At 61.9% G+C, this 16,586-nt stretch carries 17 protein-coding genes; 8 read left to right on the top strand and 9 right to left on the bottom strand.

Annotated elements, in window-relative coordinates:
• Position 1: 1 nt before the first annotated feature.
• A complete protein-coding gene (locus tag ACK4TM_RS02705) occupies positions 2-733 on the top strand; it encodes an endonuclease/exonuclease/phosphatase family protein (RefSeq protein WP_409696330.1) in 732 nt (243 codons plus the stop codon).
• Between the two features lie 93 nt (positions 734-826).
• Here the strand turns inward: ACK4TM_RS02705 and ACK4TM_RS02710 are convergent, their stop codons facing one another.
• Positions 827-1,366: a cytochrome b gene (locus ACK4TM_RS02710; protein ID WP_409696333.1), complete on the bottom strand. Its 540-nt coding sequence runs from the start codon at positions 1,364-1,366 to the stop codon at positions 827-829.
• A gap of 108 nt (positions 1,367-1,474) precedes the next feature.
• Here ACK4TM_RS02710 and ACK4TM_RS02715 point away from each other — a divergent pair, with 108 nt between their 5' ends.
• Entirely contained in the window at positions 1,475-2,254 is a 780-nt protein-coding gene (locus tag ACK4TM_RS02715) for a CDP-alcohol phosphatidyltransferase family protein (protein ID WP_409696336.1), read from the top strand.
• Positions 2,251-3,873: a sulfatase-like hydrolase/transferase gene (locus tag ACK4TM_RS02720; protein WP_409696339.1), complete on the top strand. Its 1,623-nt coding sequence runs from the start codon at positions 2,251-2,253 to the stop codon at positions 3,871-3,873. Before ACK4TM_RS02715 ends, ACK4TM_RS02720 begins: the two co-directional genes overlap by 4 nt.
• A gap of 48 nt (positions 3,874-3,921) precedes the next feature.
• Here the strand turns inward: ACK4TM_RS02720 and ACK4TM_RS02725 are convergent, their stop codons facing one another.
• Both ACK4TM_RS02725 and ACK4TM_RS02730 read right to left on the bottom strand, forming a co-directional pair.
• Positions 3,922-4,347, bottom strand: coding sequence for a hypothetical protein (locus tag ACK4TM_RS02725; protein WP_409696342.1), 426 nt, complete (start codon positions 4,345-4,347; stop codon positions 3,922-3,924).
• Between the two features lie 233 nt (positions 4,348-4,580).
• Positions 4,581-5,048: a GNAT family N-acetyltransferase gene (locus tag ACK4TM_RS02730; protein ID WP_409696345.1), complete on the bottom strand. Its 468-nt coding sequence runs from the start codon at positions 5,046-5,048 to the stop codon at positions 4,581-4,583.
• Between ACK4TM_RS02730 and ACK4TM_RS02735 the strand changes: the two genes are divergently transcribed.
• Positions 5,047-5,196, top strand: coding sequence for a hypothetical protein (locus ACK4TM_RS02735; protein WP_409696348.1), 150 nt, complete (start codon positions 5,047-5,049; stop codon positions 5,194-5,196). The genes ACK4TM_RS02730 and ACK4TM_RS02735 overlap by 2 nt on opposite strands.
• Here the strand turns inward: ACK4TM_RS02735 and ACK4TM_RS02740 are convergent.
• From ACK4TM_RS02740 to ACK4TM_RS02755, 4 genes are read right to left on the bottom strand one after another with little or no spacing between them, the layout of a single operon-like run.
• Positions 5,193-6,023 carry a carbohydrate ABC transporter permease gene (locus ACK4TM_RS02740; protein WP_409696351.1) on the bottom strand — a complete coding sequence of 277 codons (831 nt, stop codon included), beginning with the start codon at positions 6,021-6,023 and terminating at the stop codon, positions 5,193-5,195. The two genes, ACK4TM_RS02735 and ACK4TM_RS02740, sit on opposite strands and share 4 nt — an antisense overlap.
• A complete protein-coding gene (locus ACK4TM_RS02745; RefSeq protein ID WP_409696354.1) occupies positions 6,020-6,895 on the bottom strand; it encodes a carbohydrate ABC transporter permease in 876 nt (291 codons plus the stop codon). The genes ACK4TM_RS02740 and ACK4TM_RS02745 overlap by 4 nt, the downstream gene beginning before the upstream one ends.
• Before the next feature lie 3 nt (positions 6,896-6,898).
• The gene (locus ACK4TM_RS02750; protein WP_409696357.1) at positions 6,899-8,194 is read right to left on the bottom strand and encodes an extracellular solute-binding protein; all 1,296 of its coding nucleotides are present in this window, start codon (positions 8,192-8,194) and stop codon (positions 6,899-6,901) included.
• A 21-nt stretch (positions 8,195-8,215) separates the two neighbouring features.
• Positions 8,216-9,313, bottom strand: coding sequence for an ABC transporter ATP-binding protein (locus ACK4TM_RS02755; RefSeq protein WP_409696360.1), 1,098 nt, complete (start codon positions 9,311-9,313; stop codon positions 8,216-8,218).
• 98 nt (positions 9,314-9,411) lie between these two features.
• Here ACK4TM_RS02755 and ACK4TM_RS02760 point away from each other — a divergent pair, with 98 nt between their 5' ends.
• Both ACK4TM_RS02760 and ACK4TM_RS02765 read left to right on the top strand, forming a co-directional pair.
• The gene (locus tag ACK4TM_RS02760) at positions 9,412-10,374 is read left to right on the top strand and encodes a YbhN family protein (RefSeq protein WP_409696363.1); all 963 of its coding nucleotides are present in this window, start codon (positions 9,412-9,414) and stop codon (positions 10,372-10,374) included.
• Positions 10,375-10,566: 192 nt separating this feature from the next.
• On the top strand, positions 10,567-11,439 hold the full coding sequence (locus tag ACK4TM_RS02765; protein ID WP_409696366.1) for a YihY/virulence factor BrkB family protein: 873 nt from the start codon (positions 10,567-10,569) through the stop codon (positions 11,437-11,439).
• A 24-nt stretch (positions 11,440-11,463) separates the two neighbouring features.
• On the opposite strand, the gene kynU is transcribed toward ACK4TM_RS02765, so the two are convergent.
• Positions 11,464-12,660, bottom strand: a complete 1,197-nt coding sequence (gene kynU / locus ACK4TM_RS02770; protein WP_409696369.1) for a kynureninase — start codon at positions 12,658-12,660, stop codon at positions 11,464-11,466.
• Between the two features lie 227 nt (positions 12,661-12,887).
• Here kynU and ACK4TM_RS02775 point away from each other — a divergent pair, with 227 nt between their 5' ends.
• Both ACK4TM_RS02775 and ACK4TM_RS02780 read left to right on the top strand, forming a co-directional pair.
• A complete protein-coding gene (locus ACK4TM_RS02775; protein ID WP_409696372.1) occupies positions 12,888-14,462 on the top strand; it encodes a Re/Si-specific NAD(P)(+) transhydrogenase subunit alpha in 1,575 nt (524 codons plus the stop codon).
• A gap of 14 nt (positions 14,463-14,476) precedes the next feature.
• Positions 14,477-15,910: an NAD(P)(+) transhydrogenase (Re/Si-specific) subunit beta gene (locus tag ACK4TM_RS02780; RefSeq protein ID WP_409696375.1), complete on the top strand. Its 1,434-nt coding sequence runs from the start codon at positions 14,477-14,479 to the stop codon at positions 15,908-15,910.
• Positions 15,911-15,961: 51 nt separating this feature from the next.
• Here the strand turns inward: ACK4TM_RS02780 and ACK4TM_RS02785 are convergent.
• Positions 15,962-16,586: dienelactone hydrolase family protein (locus ACK4TM_RS02785; RefSeq protein WP_409696378.1), on the bottom strand; the 625-nt coding region annotated here is incomplete at its 5' end.

Raw genomic sequence — 16,586 nt, forward strand, 5'->3', positions numbered from 1 at the left:
TTTGCCGATACTTACCTGCGCGACGTGGAATGTGCACCGCGCCCGCGGAAGCGATGGCCAGGTCGACCCGGACCGGGTGGTTGCAACATTGGCCCGTGACGTCAGCCCTGTGGGCCGCCATCAGGTGCTGGCCCTGCAAGAGGCCGACGGCGAATGCCCGCCGCATGCCGGTCTCCTTGATCTGGACCGGATCGCAGCGGCCACCGGGCTGCGCCATGTCCACGACAGCCCCGAGATGCGCTGGGGCGCGCAAAGCCACGGCTTTCTGGGGGCGATCCTGTTTCTGCACCCCGCGATCAGTGTGACGGGTCGCGATGTGATTGATCTGCCCGGCCATTGTCACCGTGGCGCTGTGGTTGTGGATGTCGGGCTGGGCGGTGTGCCTGTGCGGATCATCACCGCGCATCTGTCCTTGTCGCAGCCGCTGCGCATGGTGCAGATGCGGATCATCGGCCAATATCTGCGCCGCAGGCCGCCGATGCAGACGATCCTGCTGGGCGATCTCAATGAATGGCGGCCCTGGCTGGGTCTGGCATTTGCGCAGCCCCTGTTGGGGCGGCGGTTTGAGGGCGGCGCGCGGCGGACCTTTCCGGCGCATTGGCCGGTCTTGCCGCTGGACCGGATCTTGTCGGACAGGGCGGGTGCGGTGCGTGATCTGCGCGCGCTGGACACGGCTGCGATCCGCGCGGCGTCGGATCATCTGCCGCTGACTGCAAGTGTTGTGGTGGGGTAACGGGGCGCTGCCCTCGTCCCGGACGGAGTCCGGGCCTCACCTCCCCCGGATCAAGTTCGGGACAGGCTCCGTATTTTTGGAAAAAAGAAGTTGTCAGGCCCGCCAGAACGGCCAGATCCGTCCAAACACGCCGTCGCGCAGGATCAGCGCGTGATGCAGCGCCGCGGCGATATGCAGCGCGAGTATCGCGATCAGGACGTAGCGACCATAGAAATGCAGGGTCTTGGCGATTTCCGCCACGGCTTCGTTGCGCGGCAAAAGCGGGTGCAGGCCGATGGCCTCCAAAGCCTCGATCGGGAAGCCGCCCATGGTCACACGGATATAGCCGGTGATCGCCATGAAAAAGACCATGATATAAAGTGCCAGATGCGACAGGCCTGCAGCGCGCCTTTGCCAGCCGGGGACCGAAGCGGGCAAGGGCGAAGGCGGATGCGTCAGGCGGTAGAGCAACCGGACCAGCATCAGCAGCAGGATCAGCACGCCGGTATTCTTGTGCAGGATGAACAACAGGTTCTGCGTGGCGCGGTCCAGCCCTTCGGTCACCATGATCCCGCCGACCGGCAACATTGCGATCACGATCACCGCCAGAAGCCAGTGCAGTACCCGGGCGGGTCGCCGATAGCCTTTTTGCATCTGATCCTCCTTTCGCAGCATGGGGCAAGCAGATGCGGATCAAGCACTTGTGTCAACAGGACAGATGATCGCCGTTGACACGCGCCAAGCAACGCTATGTCTGGTCACATGGTTGTTACACATCCCCATACCGCCGCGGTCGATGATCGCCGCAGATTGCCGGTTCCGCTGCTGGTGGGGCTGTTGCGTCGTTTTGCCGTGCTTGCGGGTGTCAATCTGGGTCTTCTGGCACTGTTGGTGTTTGGCTTGCTGGGCCGCGGCGCAGGGCTGGGTACCTTACTGGCCTTCGGGCTTTATCTGGTGGTCAACGCGGTACTGTTGTGGGGGTTGATCCGGAATTACCCGCATGCCCGGCTGGGCCTGTGCAACATCGTCACCCATTTTCGTGCCACCCTGATCGCCGGGCTGGCCGCCGTCCTGCCCAATGTGGCGGCTGTCGCGGGCGACCCGTTTCTGGCGTGGAGCGTGGTGGCGATTGCCACAATCGCATTGGCCTGTGACGGGATCGACGGCTGGGCCGCGCGCCGCGCGGGGCTGATCAGCCGCTTTGGCGCAAGGTTCGATATGGAGGTGGATTCGGTCCTTGCCCTGATCCTCGCGCGGATCGTGATGCAGATGGGCAAGGTGGGCGAATGGGTAATCCTTCTGGGAATAATGCGCTATTTGTTCGTGGTGGCGACGTGGGTGTTTCCTTGGCTGAACCGTTCAACACCTGCACGGTTCAGCGGCAAGGTCATGTGCGTGATCCAGATCGCGGCGCTGACCGCGCTGATCGCACCGGTGGTCAGCGGCGGGACCGCGCTGTTGATCGCGGCAGGGGCCTTGGCGGGTGTCGTGTGGTCCTTTGGCGTTGACATCCGCTATCTTTGGAAGACACGTGCGGCATGACATTTGACATCCGCCGCCTTGCCGGTCTGGCCCTGGCGGCAGCCCTGCTGCATCTGGTGCTGATCCAGCCCAATCATCCAAATGCGATGACTTGGGGCGCCCTGCGGTTGGTGCCGCTGGAATTGCCGGTGATCCTTGCGCTGCTGCTGGCATGGCCCGGGCGGGCGCGCATATTGCGCGCGGTGCTGGTCACGCTGCTGACGCTCGTATGCCTGCTGAAAATCGCCGATTACGCCAATTTTGTCGCCTATAACCGGGTGTTCAACCCGGCCACCGATATGGGCCTGATCAGGGCCGGGTTCGAGCTTGGGATTGGCACTTTGGGCCCCGTGCTGGGCGGGCTGGCCGCGATTGGCGCGGTGCTGCTGCCGTTCGGGATTGCGGCGCTGCTATGGTGGGCGACGGGGCGCTGGGCGCGGGTGTCATTGCCCCCTGTCTGGCGTGGCGGGTTCGCGGTACTGACCATCGCTGCTGCCGCGCTGATGATCGGCCAGATCGGCGCTGCCAAGCGGGTCTGGACCCTGCCGTTCCAGCCACCCGGCGCCGCCTTTACCGCCCGGCTGGCCTATGATCGTATCGACCTTTACCGCGTCACGCGGGCCGAGGTTGTCACTTTTGTCGAAGCCGCCCAAAGCGACCCATTCGCCGCGGCCAGCCCCTTGTTCGACAGGTTGGATGGTCATGATGTCGTGTTCATCTATATCGAAAGCTATGGCCGCGCGAGTTTCGACAACCCGCTTTACATCGCCACACACAGCGCGACCCTGCAAGCGGCAGAGACAGAGCTGGCCGGGATCGACGGCATCGCCATGCGGTCCGGCTGGATGACCGCGCCGATGATCGGCGGGCTAAGCTGGCTTGCGCATGCATCCATCGCGTCAGGTCTGTGGATCAGCGATCAGATCCGCTATCGCGCGCTGCTGGCCAGCCCGCGCAAGACCCTGTTCGACCTGGCGACCGAAGCCGGGTATCACACCGCCACCGTCGTGCCGGCCATCAGCCGCGCCTGGCCCGAGGGAGAACGGATCGGGTTCGAAACGATCCTGGCCAAGGATGATCTGGGCTATCAAGGCCTGCCCTTTAACTGGGTCACGATGCCCGATCAGTTCACCCTGACCGCCTATGATAGGCTGCTGGCGCAGGCACCGCGCGACGGGCGGCCCTTGTTTGCGGAAATCTCGCTGATTTCATCGCATGCGCCATGGGTGCCGGTGCCGCAGATGATCGACTGGGACGATGTCGGCGATGGCACCGTCTTCAACGAAATGGCGCAATCGGACGATCCGCCCAATGTGGTCTGGCGCGATCACGACCGGGTGCGTGACCAGTACCGTCAGGCGGTGGATTATGCCTTGCAAGCCAGCTTTTCCTATGTCGCCCGACAAGGCGAGGATATGCCTTTGTTCATCATTCTGGGCGATCATCAGCCTGCGGAATTCGTCTCGGGCGGCCCGAGCTTCGACGTGCCGGTGCATGTGATCGGCCCCCGCGATCTGGTCGCGATGACCGGCCACTGGGGCTGGACACCGGGAATGTTGCCAGACGACGATTTGCCCGCCTGGTCGATGGATCTGTTTCGCGACAGGTTCCTGCGGGCGTTTTCGACGGGTGTGCCGTAGGAGTGTGCTGTGTGGGACGGAGCGGACGTTGGCGCTAATCTTCGGACGCTACTTTTTCCAGCCGTCCCAATATACGATATAGGCGGCAAGGCCTCCAGACACGCCAGCAACCAGACCGAGCACCAATGCGCCTGAGAGCGCGTTTGCAGTATATGGAGACATCAATGCGGGAATTGCCATTGCAGCTAAACCCGATATTACGCCGGAAAGCGCTGCGGCGGTGTGTTCGCTCGTGCCTGCTTTCCAGAACAGGAGTCTGGCCAGGACCCAACTCGCAAGCGCCGGAGGCAGCGTCATTGGCATCAGCAGGACGGCGAACGGAAGAAACACTCTCCACCCGCCCAGTGCGGCCTGAAGACTGATGTCGCCGATAGTCCAAGCCAGAAGCGACAGTGTCAGGACAGTGAACAGTGTGGAAAGTGGAATAAAATAGAAAAGTCGCGAGTCGACCCCGGCAGCAGTTGCCAACACCATTCCCATCCCGTCATACTCCCGCTGTCATTCAGACATGTATAGAGCATGGCAGATAGCCTTGGGGTCGGCGAGTGCCATTGACCGTCCGTGGGCTCACTGCCGACCTTGGGTGCCACGCAGCATCGGTACGGTTGTCGGTACCCGACACGGCGCCAGGGTCCATAGCCTCATGTTGTGACTGTCGCAGCAAATGACCGTCAGCAGCTTGATGCGGTCCGGGCATGCCGACAGGTTTACGGGGCAAGGCGTTCCTCCAGATCCAGCCGCGTCGTGGCCATGCCATTCCGGCGGGAGAGTTCCTTGTATCCGGCCGAGAGATAGGCATTGAAGGCCGGCGCATTGTCGATTTCCACCTTCAAGGTCACTACCAATGCGCCTAATGCCTGCGCCGCCTGTTCCACATATTCGGTCAGTTCTGCCGCAGCACCGCCGCGCGCCTCTTGGGTGACATAGACATAGGTGAGGTGCCGCACCTCTGGCCCGACACCCACCCGCAGGGCGAAAAATCCCACGTCCCGTCCTGCTGCATCCTGAAGGTAAAAGGAGACGTCATCAGGCTCACCAAGCCACTTTTGATGCCATTCAATCACATCAAATGGAACTTTCGCATTCGGATTGAGCAACGGAATCTCCGCGTCTGGCAGCATTGACGCCAAGGGGGCAAGATCGCGGTGGTGATTGCGGCGCAGGGTGAAAGCCATGAATTCTTTCTTCGGCCTGCCCGGCGCCAGCGCGCCGGGGCATTCTGAACGCCGGGTGTCTGACACGAATGCCGCATCCGGGTCAACCGGGGCTGCCTTTCATATGCTGCGCAAGGCAATCACCCATCACCTGTCCCGGGTGTCCTAACCCTTGACCGCCCCTGCCATGATCGCCCGCACGATCAGCCGTTGCAGCGCGAGGAACGCTGCCAGCGCCGGGACCACGGCCACCAGACAGGCCGCGGCCAGCAGTTGCGTGGTTGACGCAGAACTTGACCCAGCGAAATTGTAGATCGCCACGGCAATCGGCAATTGCCCGTCGCGGGTCAGCAGGATGAAGGGCACCAGAAACTGCGACCAGCCCATGATCATGTTCAGGATGAAGGCCGATGCCAGCGCTGGGGATGCCAAGGGCAGTGTGATCCGCCAGAGGATTTCGAACCTTGTGCAGCCGTCGATGGCGGCGGCTTCTTCCAGCGCTTTGGGGATCGTGTCGAACCCTACCTTGATCAGCCAGACCGACAGCGGCACGCCAATGGCCATATAGACGGCGATCACCGACGCATGGTTTTCCAGCAGTCCCAGCCGGTCAAGATAGCGGTAAAGCGGGATGATCACGACAAGGGGCGAGATCATCTGCACCATCAGGATGCCCACCATCACCGGACCCTTGCCGCGAAAGCTGAATCGTGATGCGGCATAGGCGGCGGGGGTGGCCACGATCACCGCGCCCAAAGCCCCCAGCGCGCATAGCTTGACCGCGTTCCACAGGTAGATGCCAAAGGCACGGTCGGTCAGGATCTGGCGGAAATTGTCCAGCGTGGGGTTTTCGGGGATGAACCGTGCTGCGCCCAGATACACCTCTGCCGGGGTGCGCAGCGACAGCGATACCAGCCACAACAGGGGCAGCAGGAACAGCGCCGCCAGCACGATCCCCGCCAGATAGGTCAGCCTGTCGCCCATACGCGGGGTCATCGCGCGCCCCTGCGCATCAGGACCGCCAAATAGATCAGCGTCAGCGCCATGCTGATCGCCAGCAACAGCACCGCCAGCGCAGAGCCGCCGCCCAGATCATAGCTGTAAAAGACGCGGTTGAAGATGTTGAGCGACAACACCTCTGTCGCGCGTCCCGGTCCGCCCCCGGTCAGTGCCAGGATCGTGTCGAATGTGTTTAACGTCTGGATCGTCACAAGGATGCTGTTGACCAGCAAAGCCCCGCGCATCTGAGGTATGGTGATGAAGATGAATTGCGCCATCGGGCTGGCCCCGTCGACAGATGCAGCTTCGTACAACACCGGATCGACCGCGCGCCTTGCGGCATAGAACACGATCATCGAAAAGGCCGATCCTTGCCAGACATTGGCGATCACCGCCGAAATCATCGCATTACCGGGATCGGACAGCCATGCAACGGGGGAAAGCCCGATCAGGCGCAGGGTGGAATTGATCGCGCCGAACGGCGCCTCGGAAAACAGCATCTGCCAGATCAAGCCGTTGGCGATCCCGGGGATCACCCAAGCCGCCAGCACTATGGTGCGCAAGGCACCCATGCCGTAAAGCTTGCGTCGGTCGCCGCGCACCAGCAGCAGGGCGATCGCCAGCCCCATCGCTTGCAGGCTGACAACAGACAGCAGGGTGAACACGCCCGTATTGCGCAGCACCACGCCCAGAGAATCGTCATTATAGGCGGCACTATATCCGTCCAGACCATAGCCCGTGATCGGGCGTAGCAGGGTCGCGTCGCTGAAGCTGAACCGGATGACGTCTGCAACCGGGATCAGATAAACCCCACCCAGCACCACAAGGACAGGCGCGAACCAGAACCAGACACGCCTGTCGTTGGTCATCGGTTACAGGCGCGCATAGGCGGCATCGACCGCAGCGGCGGCAGCGTCCAAAGCGGCCTCCGGCGTGGCAGAGCCTGACAGCACATCGCCCAGCAAGACCTGCAGCTGATTGCTGATCTCGGGATAGATTGCGGCACCGGGGCGGGCCACACCGTTTACCAAGGCTTCGGCGAAGGCGTCGTATTCCAGTCCGTCAAAGGCATCATAGTCGTCATAAAGACCCGCGGATGTGGGCAGCAGTCCCTGGAAGGCGTTACCTTCGGTGGCGTAGATTTCGTAGGCCATCCGCGCGCAGATTTCGACCGCGGTCGCATCATCGCTGAACGCACCGATAGTCCATCCGCCGGTGCCAGTCGCGCGTTGATCGGCCGTCGGGCCAGGCAGTTCGGACAATTCCCAGTTTGCAAAGTCATCCTCAGACAGGGTCCCGCGTAATTGGCCATATTGCCAGTTGCCCCCGATGAACAGACCGGCCGTGCCAGCGGCAGCGGCGGCGTTGAATTCATCGTAATTGATGATCGTCGTCACCCGCGAAGGTGCGGCACCGGCATCAACCAGATCTTTGTAGAAATTGATCGCCGCCAGCATCTTGTCGCGGTTGTCACCTTCGTTAAACACCGGGCGACCGTCGGCATCGACCAGTTCGCCACCCTGCGCCCAGAAATTCGGCAGCCAGTCGAATGCCGTGCCTTCCCAGCGTCCGCCGTTGAACAAGACACCTTCGCGCCCGGCCTCGACCGTCGTCAGGGCGGCGGCCTGCAAATCTTCCCATGTTTCGGGCGCATCCGGCACCAGGGACGCATCACGATACAGCACCTGCAGGCTGGTAAACCACCACCAGGCGAGCACATTGCCATCGGCATCGCTGACACCGTCGCGCACGAAGGGGAACAGATCGTCGATCTGATCCTGCGTGAAATGATCGTTCATCGGCGACAGCACCCCCGCCGATTTGAACAGACCCAGTTGCGAGCTGTCGATCATCGCGCAATCCGGCCCGCGCCCGGCGCGCACCTGTTCCAGCATCCGCGCCTGTTCCTGCCCGATATTGTCGGTCTGCAACTGCGTCTCGATCCGCCAGTCGGGATATTCGGCCATCAGCTCCAAAAACCGTTCCTCAAAGAATTCCCGTGTCGCATCGTCGGAGGAATAGAGATCGAAGGCGGTCAGACGGAACGTCATAACATTGGGCGCATCCGCGGGGCCGACACGGTCGCGGGTGATCAGGTCTTGCGCGCTGGTGCCAGAGGCGGTCAGGGCAAGTGCTGCGGTCAAAGGGTAGGCAAGGGCAAAACGCATCGAATTCTCCTGTTGAATGTTCTAGTTCACGCGCCGCCCTGTTGCGGCGTCGAACAGATGGGCACGGGTCATGTCGGGCAGCAGATGGGTGCTGGCACCGGGGCGCAGGGCGGGGTCGGGGGCCATGCGGACCCAGACCGGCCCCAGCGCCTTTGTCTGCCACAGCGCCAGCGTTTCCGCCCCCAAAGGTTCCAGCATATCGAGGGTTGCTGGCAATCCGGTATCGCCCAGCGTCAACGCCTCGGGCCGCAGGCCCAATGTGACGGGGCCGCGATGTTGCACCGCGCAGGGCAGATGCGCGCCGGTCGCAAGCGTCAGGCCATGATCGTCCAGCACACCATCCGCAAAGGTCATCGCAGGCGCGCCGATGAAACCCGCGACAAAACGCGAGACGGGCGCATCGTAGATTTCCATCGGCGTGCCGATCTGTTCGATCCTGCCTGCGTTCATCACGACGACACGGTCCGCCATCGTCATCGCCTCGGTCTGGTCATGGGTGACATAGATCGTGGTGGTCGGCACGCGGGCATGCAGACGCTTGATTTCAGTGCGCATCGTCAGGCGCAGACGGGCGTCGAGGTTGGACAGGGGTTCATCGAACAGGAACAGGCGCGGCTGGCGCACAATCGCGCGGCCCATCGCGACGCGTTGTTTCTGGCCACCCGACAGATCGCCGGGCAGGCGGTGCATCAGGTCGGACAGTTCCAATATTTCCCCAGCTTCGGCCACCGCCTTTTTCGCATCAGCTCGCGATGCCCCCCGGCGGCGCAGGCCAAAGCCGATGTTCTGCGCGACGTTCATATGCGGATAAAGCGCGTAATTCTGGAACACCATCGCCACATCGCGCGCCGCGGCCCCCAGATCGTTGACCTTTTCGCCCGCAATTTCGATGGTGCCCTCTGACGCCTCTTCCAGCCCCGCGATCAAGCGCAGCGTCGTGGATTTACCGCATCCCGACGGGCCAACCAGCACGACGAATTCATTGGCCGCGACATCCAGATCAATCTTGTCCACCGCCGCAGGTCCCGGCCCATAGCGCTTGACCAGATCGCGCAGGCGCAGGGTTGCGCCGCGCGTGGAGGTCAGTGCCGGTTCAGGGATCAACGCATTCATATTCATTCAACGAAGATAGAAGGAACCGTGCCAAGGTCCAGAAAATCCGGCAAAAACCAATCGTGACGCTTGCAATCGGGCAACAGCGGTAGATATCTCAAGCGATGTTCAACGCAGATTCCGCCCAAAAGTTCCCGACCGGCAAGACAGCAAGCGCCGCCCTGCGCCTGGCGGTGACTGCAGCGCTTCTTGCGCTGCTGTGGCAATTGACCGACGGACCGCAGGTCGTGACGCTTCTTGCCCAGACGCAATGGCCGTGGTTGCTTGCCGCACTGGCCACCGCGCATGGGCAGGTCCTGCTGTCGGCGCTCCGCTGGCGGCTGACGGCGGCACAACTGGATCAGCCGATGCGCAGGCGCGATGCGATCGGTGAATATTACCTGTCGCAATTTGTCAATCTTGCCGTGCCGGGCGGCGTGCTGGGCGATGCAGGACGGGCGGTCCGCCAGCGCCATCAGGCCGGGATGCTGCGCGCGGCACAGGCTGTGGTGCTGGAACGGTTGGTAGGGCAGGTGGCGCTGTTTTCGGTGCTTTTTCTGGGTGTATTCGTCGTGGTGCTGCGGCCCGGCGGGCTGAACCTGCCGGAATGGCTGTCCGACTTCGTGGGTTGGCTGGCGCTGGGCTTGCTGGGGGTGGTGATCGCAGGTGGGGTCCTGCTGGCAGTGCCAGGCCGGGTCGCGCGGATGACGGCGGGGTTTGTTGCAGCCCTGCGGCTGGGGTTGCTGGCACCAAGGGTCTGGCCCCGGCAGGTCGTGCTCAGCCTTTTGATCGTTGCGTGCAATCTGGGCAGTTTCGCGCTTTGCGCGCGGGCGACGGGGACAGTTCTGTCCTTTGCCGAAACCGTGACGATCCTGCCGCTGATCCTGACGGCGATGATGATTCCCTTCTCGGTCGGCGGCTGGGGGCTGCGCGAAGGGGCCGCCGCCGCGATCTGGCCGGTGATCGGCGCACAGGCCGAAGCAGGGATCGCCGCAAGCATCGCCTTTGGTCTGGTCATCCTGGTGGCAAGCCTGCCGGGCATCTGGGTGCTGCTGGCCCGGCGGGGGAAACTTGGCCCGCCAGCCTAGCGGCGGCACGACTGTTACTGACACTGCGCTGTCGGGCAAAAGACGCAGAGCTTTACCACCATCGCATTCTGGCTGCGGCAGGGTGGAACATTTCCCTTTGTTCTGCGCTATGTTAGCGTGTCTACCCGGTCGAGCGTGTCCGTTTCTGTACGGGTTGTTCAGTACAGCAAGGTGTGAGGGGAACAGTAAGATATGTCGAAGCTCAAGCATATGTGGCGGGTCGCGGTGGCGGTTTTCGCGACCGCAGGCGAAAAGCATCTGGGCCTGATCGCCGCAGGCGTGGCGTTTTTTGGGATGTTCGGGATCTTTCCGGGGCTCGCCGCGATTATCGCGATTTTCGGGTTGATCGCTGACCCGGCGGTGATTTCCGATCAACTGACGCTGATGGAGGATATCATTCCCAACGATGCGTACCGTTTGCTGGAAACACAGATCAGCGGGCTGGTGAGTGCGCCCGCGCAGACGCTGGGCTGGGCCTCGGCACTGTCGATTCTGGTGGCACTGTGGTCCTGCCGGGCCGCTGTGGGGGCCTTGATCGGCGGGCTGAACGCAATCGCCGGACAGGAGCAGCGCAACGGCTTTGTGCAGGTCGTCGTGGCGTTGTTGCTGACTGTTGCGCTGGTGTTTCTGGCGATCATCGCCGTCAGTGTCGTCATTATTCTGCCCATCGTCATGGCCCTTCTGCCGATCCCCACCGGCACTGCCTGGTTGCTGGAAGGGTTGCGCTGGCTTGTCGCGCTGGGCGTGCTTTTAGCGGGGCTTGGCCTGCTTTACCGCTTTGGCCCAGTCAGGGAACAGCGCGGGCGCTGGATTACGGTCGGGTCACTGGTGGTTGTCGTGGTCTGGGTCGCGGCCTCTGCCGGGCTGTCGTATTACCTGTCGAATTTCGCCAGCTATAACGAAGTTTACGGATCAATCGGCGCGGTGATCGGCATGATGCTGTGGCTTTATGTCAGCGCCTATCTGATCCTGCTGGGGGCGGCGCTGAACATGCATGTGCACGGGCGCAAGGCGAGTGACAACCAAGGCGAGGCAGAGCCAGAGGTTATGTCTTCCGGCGCCTGAAGCGGTGTGAAGCTGCGGCGCGTTCTATGTCACTGCCGCCTTTTGGCGGAATGCGGGGGTGTCCCAAAGTTGATCCTTCATGACCTTTGCGATGATCGCGACCGCTTTGGCGACATCATCCGCGTCGATGAACAGCGGCGTAAAGCCAAAGCGCATGATATCGGGCGCGCGGAAATCACCGACCACGCCCTGCGCGATACAGGCCTGCATCGCGGCATAGCCATGTTCAAACCGGAACGACACCTGAGAGCCGCGCTGTGCCGGGTCGCGCGGACTGGCAAGTGTCAGCATTGGGCAAGTGGCCTCGACGCCTTGGATGAACTGCTGCGTCAGCGCGACAGAGACGGCGCGGATCTGGTCCAGATCCACCTGATCCCAGATATCGAGTGACGCATCGAGTGCGGCCAATTGCAGCACCGGCGGCGTGCCGACGCGCATCCGCTCAATGCCGGTGCCGGGGCGATAGCCAGGTTCAAACGCAAAAGGTGCCGCATGGCCGAGCCACCCCGACAAGGCAGGCTGGCATTTGTCGATATGGCGCGGGGCGACGTAGATGAAAGCCGGCGCGCCGGGGCCGCCGTTGAGGTATTTATAGGTGCAACCCACCGCGAAATCAGCGCCGCCTGCGGCGACATCCACTGCCATCGCCCCCGCCGAATGCGCCAGATCCCAGATCGCGATGGCACCTGCGGCATGGGCGGCTTTGGTCAGCACGGGCATGTCATGCAGGCGGCCAGTGCGGTAATCTACCTGCGTCAGCATCAGCACGGCAAGGCTTTCGTCGATGTGATCGGCGACATCTTCGGGGTCGACGATTTTCAGCTCGTAACCGCGATCCAGCGACTTGATCAGCCCTTCGGCCATGTAGATATCCGACGGGAAATTGCCGCTATCGGTCAGGATCACCCGCCTTTCCGGCACCAGATCAAGCGCTGCGGCCAGCGCCTGATAGACCTTGACCGACAACGTATCGCCCAGCACGCAATGGCCCGGCTCTGCCCCGATCAGCCGCCCGATCCGGTCGGCATAGCCCGTGGGCTGCGCCATCCATCCCGCGCGGTTCCAGCCGGTGATCACCATCTCGCCCCATTCGCGGGTGACGCAATCATTGAGACGCGCGGCGGTGGCGCGCGGCAGGGGCCCAAGCGAATTGCCATCAAGATAGATCATATCCTGCGGCATCTGGAACATCGCCTTGGTCTGGGCAAAATCGCGGATCATATCTGTTCTCCTCACAGCCGGATTTTCCGGTTTTGGCCATGCTACTGGCCAGCCCCGCCGCGACAAGCCCAAAGCGGCGATTTACATGCGATAAAGGCGATGGGCGAAATGACACAGGTCGCGGCTGTCATCAAACGACAGGAAAGCACTTTACTCCCTTGCCTTGTGAAATAATCTTACCCACGGTAAGTCACTTTGACTGCTGACACAAATATGGGGGATGGTCCGTGAAAATCGGCACACCAAAAGAGATATTTGCGGGCGAAAACCGGGTGGCAATGACGCCCGCTTCGGCCAAGGATTTGCAAAAACTGGGCTATGAATGTGTGATCGAAACCGGGGCCGGTGTGCCTGCGGGCTTTACCGATCAGGCTTACCTTGATGCCGGGGTCGAGATCGTCAAAACCGGCGCGGCGCTGTACAAGGCCGCCGATATCATCGCCAAGGTCCGCCCCCCTGAAGATGTCGAGATCAAGCGCCTGCGCGAGGGGCAGACGCTGATTTCCTTCTTCTATCCGGCCCAGAACACGGCCCTGATGGATGCCGCCAATGCCAAGGGCGCGACCGTCATCGCCATGGATATGGTGCCGCGCATCAGCCGCGCACAGAAGATGGACGCGCTGTCATCAATGGCCAATATCGCAGGTTATCGTGCTGTGATCGAGGCGGGCAATAACTTTGGCCGCTTCTTCACCGGTCAGATCACGGCAGCGGGCAAGGTGCCACCGGCCAAGGTGCTGGTCGTCGGTGCCGGTGTTGCAGGGCTGGCCGCGATCGGGACGTCGACCTCGCTCGGTGCGATCACCTATGCCTTTGACGTGCGGCCAGAGGTCGCGGAACAAGTCGAATCCATGGGCGCGCAATTCGTCTTTCTGGATTTTAAGGAAGAACAGCAGGACGGGTCCGCGACCGGCGGCTATGCCGCCGTGTCCAGCCCCGAATTTGCGGCAGCGCAACTCGCGAAGTTCCGCGAAATCGCGCCGGATATGGATATCGTGATCACCACCGCGCTGATCCCGGGCCGCGACGCGCCGGAACTCTGGACCGAGGATATGGTCAAGGCGATGAAGCCCGGTTCGGTTATCATCGACCTTGCCGCTGAACGCGGCGGCAATTGCAAGCTGACCGTCAAGGACGAAAAGATCGTCACCGACAACGGCGTGACCATCATCGGGTACACCGATTTCCCCAGCCGGATGGCGGCGCAGGCCTCGACGCTTTATGCCACCAACATCCGCCACATGGTGACGGATCTGACACCCGGCAAGGACGGCACGCCTGTCCACAATATGGATGACGACGTGATCCGGGGCGCGACCGCGACGCATAAGGGAGAGGTGACTTTCCCACCGCCAAAGCCCAAGATCGCAGCCATCGCTGCCGCGCCGAAAAAAGCGCCGGTCAAGGAACTGACGGCCGAGGAGAAGCGCGCTAAAGAAGTTGCCGCCTTCAAGGAACAGACCCGCAATCAGGTAACCCTGCTGGCAGTTGGTGCGGTCTTGTTGCTGGGTGTCGGTCTGGTGGCGCCTGCCAGCTTCATGCAGCATTTCATCGTCTTCGTGCTGGCGGTCTTCGTCGGTTTTCAGGTCATCTGGGGCGTGGCGCACAGCCTGCATACCCCGCTGATGTCGATCACCAATGCGATTTCATCGATCATCATTCTGGGCGCGCTGATGCAGATCGGATCGGGGTCCTATCTGGTGATCCTGCTGGCCGCGCTTGCGGTGTTCATGACCGGCATCAACATTTTCGGCGGCTTTCTGGTCACACGGCGCATGCTTGCCATGTTCCAGAAGTCGTAAAGGGGTAAAGAGCAATGGAATACGGTTTTACAACAGCGGCCTATGTGGTCGCGGCAGTTCTCTTTATCCTCGCCCTTGGTGGTCTGTCGGGACAGGAAAGCGCGAAACGCGCGGTCTGGTACGGCATCGCGGGCATGGGGCTTGCGGTGGCGGCGACGCTGTTCGGCCCCGGTGCGGGCCTGTGGTTTCTGTCACTGATCCTGATCGCGGGCGGTGGTGTCATCGGCTATCAACTGGCGACCAAGGTGCAGATGACGCAGATGCCGGAACTGGTCGCGGCGATGCACAGCCTTGTCGGTCTGGCTGCGGTGCTGGTCGGCTTCATCGCCCATTTCGAGATTGTCCGCGTCGCGGGCATGGAACCTGTCGCACGCAGCACGCTGGAGGGTTTTGCCGCGCTGCTGGCCTATAAAGCCCCGGTCGAAATCAATATCCTGCGGGTCGAGCTGTTCCTGGGCATCTTCATCGGCGCGATCACCTTTACCGGCTCGGTCATCGCCTATGGCAAGTTGTCAGGCAAGGTGAACACGGCGGCGGCAAAGCTGCCCGGCGGGCATATGCTGAATGCCTCGGCTGCGGCGATTTCGGTCCTGTCGCTGATCTGGTATTTCAACACCGGTGGCTTCCTGCCTCTGTTCATCATGACGCTGGCGGCGCTGTTCATCGGCTATCACCTGATCATGGGCATCGGCGGCGCGGATATGCCGGTCGTCGTGTCGATGCTGAACTCCTATTCCGGCTGGGCCGCAGCCGCGATCGGGTTCAGCCTGGGCAATGACCTTCTGATCGTGGTTGGTGCTTTGGTTGGCTCCTCGGGTGCGATCCTGTCCTATATCATGTGCAAGGCAATGAACCGCAGTTTCATCAGCGTCATTCTGGGCGGCTTTGGCGGCCCTGCGGGTGAACAGATGGCGGTCGAAGGCGAACAGATCGCCATCGACAGCGACGGTGTCGCCGCAGCGCTGAACGAGGCGGACAGCATCGTCATCATCCCCGGCTACGGCATGGCGGTGGCGCAGGCGCAATCGGCGGTCGCGGAACTGACGCGCAAACTGCGCGCCCGCGGCAAGAACGTGCGTTTCGCCATACACCCCGTCGCTGGGCGTCTGCCGGGCCACATGAACGTCCTGCTGGCCGAGGCCAAGGTGCCCTATGACATCGTGATGGAAATGGACGAGATCAACGATGATTTCCCCACCACAGACGTGGCCATCGTGATCGGGTCGAATGACATCGTGAACCCCGCCGCACAGGATGATCCCAACAGCCCCATCGCCGGGATGCCGGTGCTGGAATGCTGGAAAGCGAAACAGGTGTTCGTGTCCAAACGTGGCCAAGGCACCGGCTATTCCGGGATCGAAAATCCGCTGTTCTACAAGGAAAACACGCGGATGTTCTATGGCGATGCGAAAAAGTCGCTGGATGAATTGCTGCCCAAGATCGAGTGATCCGGGCGCGAAACGAATAAAGGCCCGCCATCACGGCGGGCCTTTTGCGTTTCAGGTCAGATGTGTGTTGAACCACTCTACCGTGCGTGACCATGCCAGTTCCGCCGCCTCTTCGTCATAACGAGGGGTACTGTCGTTGTGAAAGCCGTGGTTGGTGTCAGGGTAGATATGCGCCTCATAGACCTTGTCATGGGTTCTCAGCGCCTCTTCATAGGCGGGCCAACCGGCGTTTACGCGTTCATCCAGTTCGGCATACTGCAGCAACAGCGGTGCCTCGATCCTTGGCACGTCGGCGGCGGCGGCCTGCATTCCGTAAAACGGTACGCCTGCGCGCATCTCGGGGTATGCCACAGCCAGCGCGTTCACGACGCCACCGCCATAGCAGAACCCGACAGCGCCCACAGCGCCAGTGCTGTCATCGCGGCCCAGCAGATGTTCGAAACCGGCGAAAAAGTCATTCATCAGCAATTCCGAATCCACGCTGCTTTGCAGATCGCGGCCTTCGGCGTCATTGCCGGGATAGCCGCCGACCGACGTCAGCCCGTCAGGTGCCAACGCCATGAACCCTGCCTTGGCAAGGCGACGCGCGACATCCTCGATATAGGGGTTCAGCCCGCGGTTTTCGTGGATCACCAGCACGGCGGGCAGGGGGCCTGTCGCATTGGCGGGTTTCACG

Source organism: Yoonia sp. (assembly GCF_046292185.1).
In the GTDB taxonomy this organism is placed as follows: domain Bacteria; phylum Pseudomonadota; class Alphaproteobacteria; order Rhodobacterales; family Rhodobacteraceae; genus Yoonia.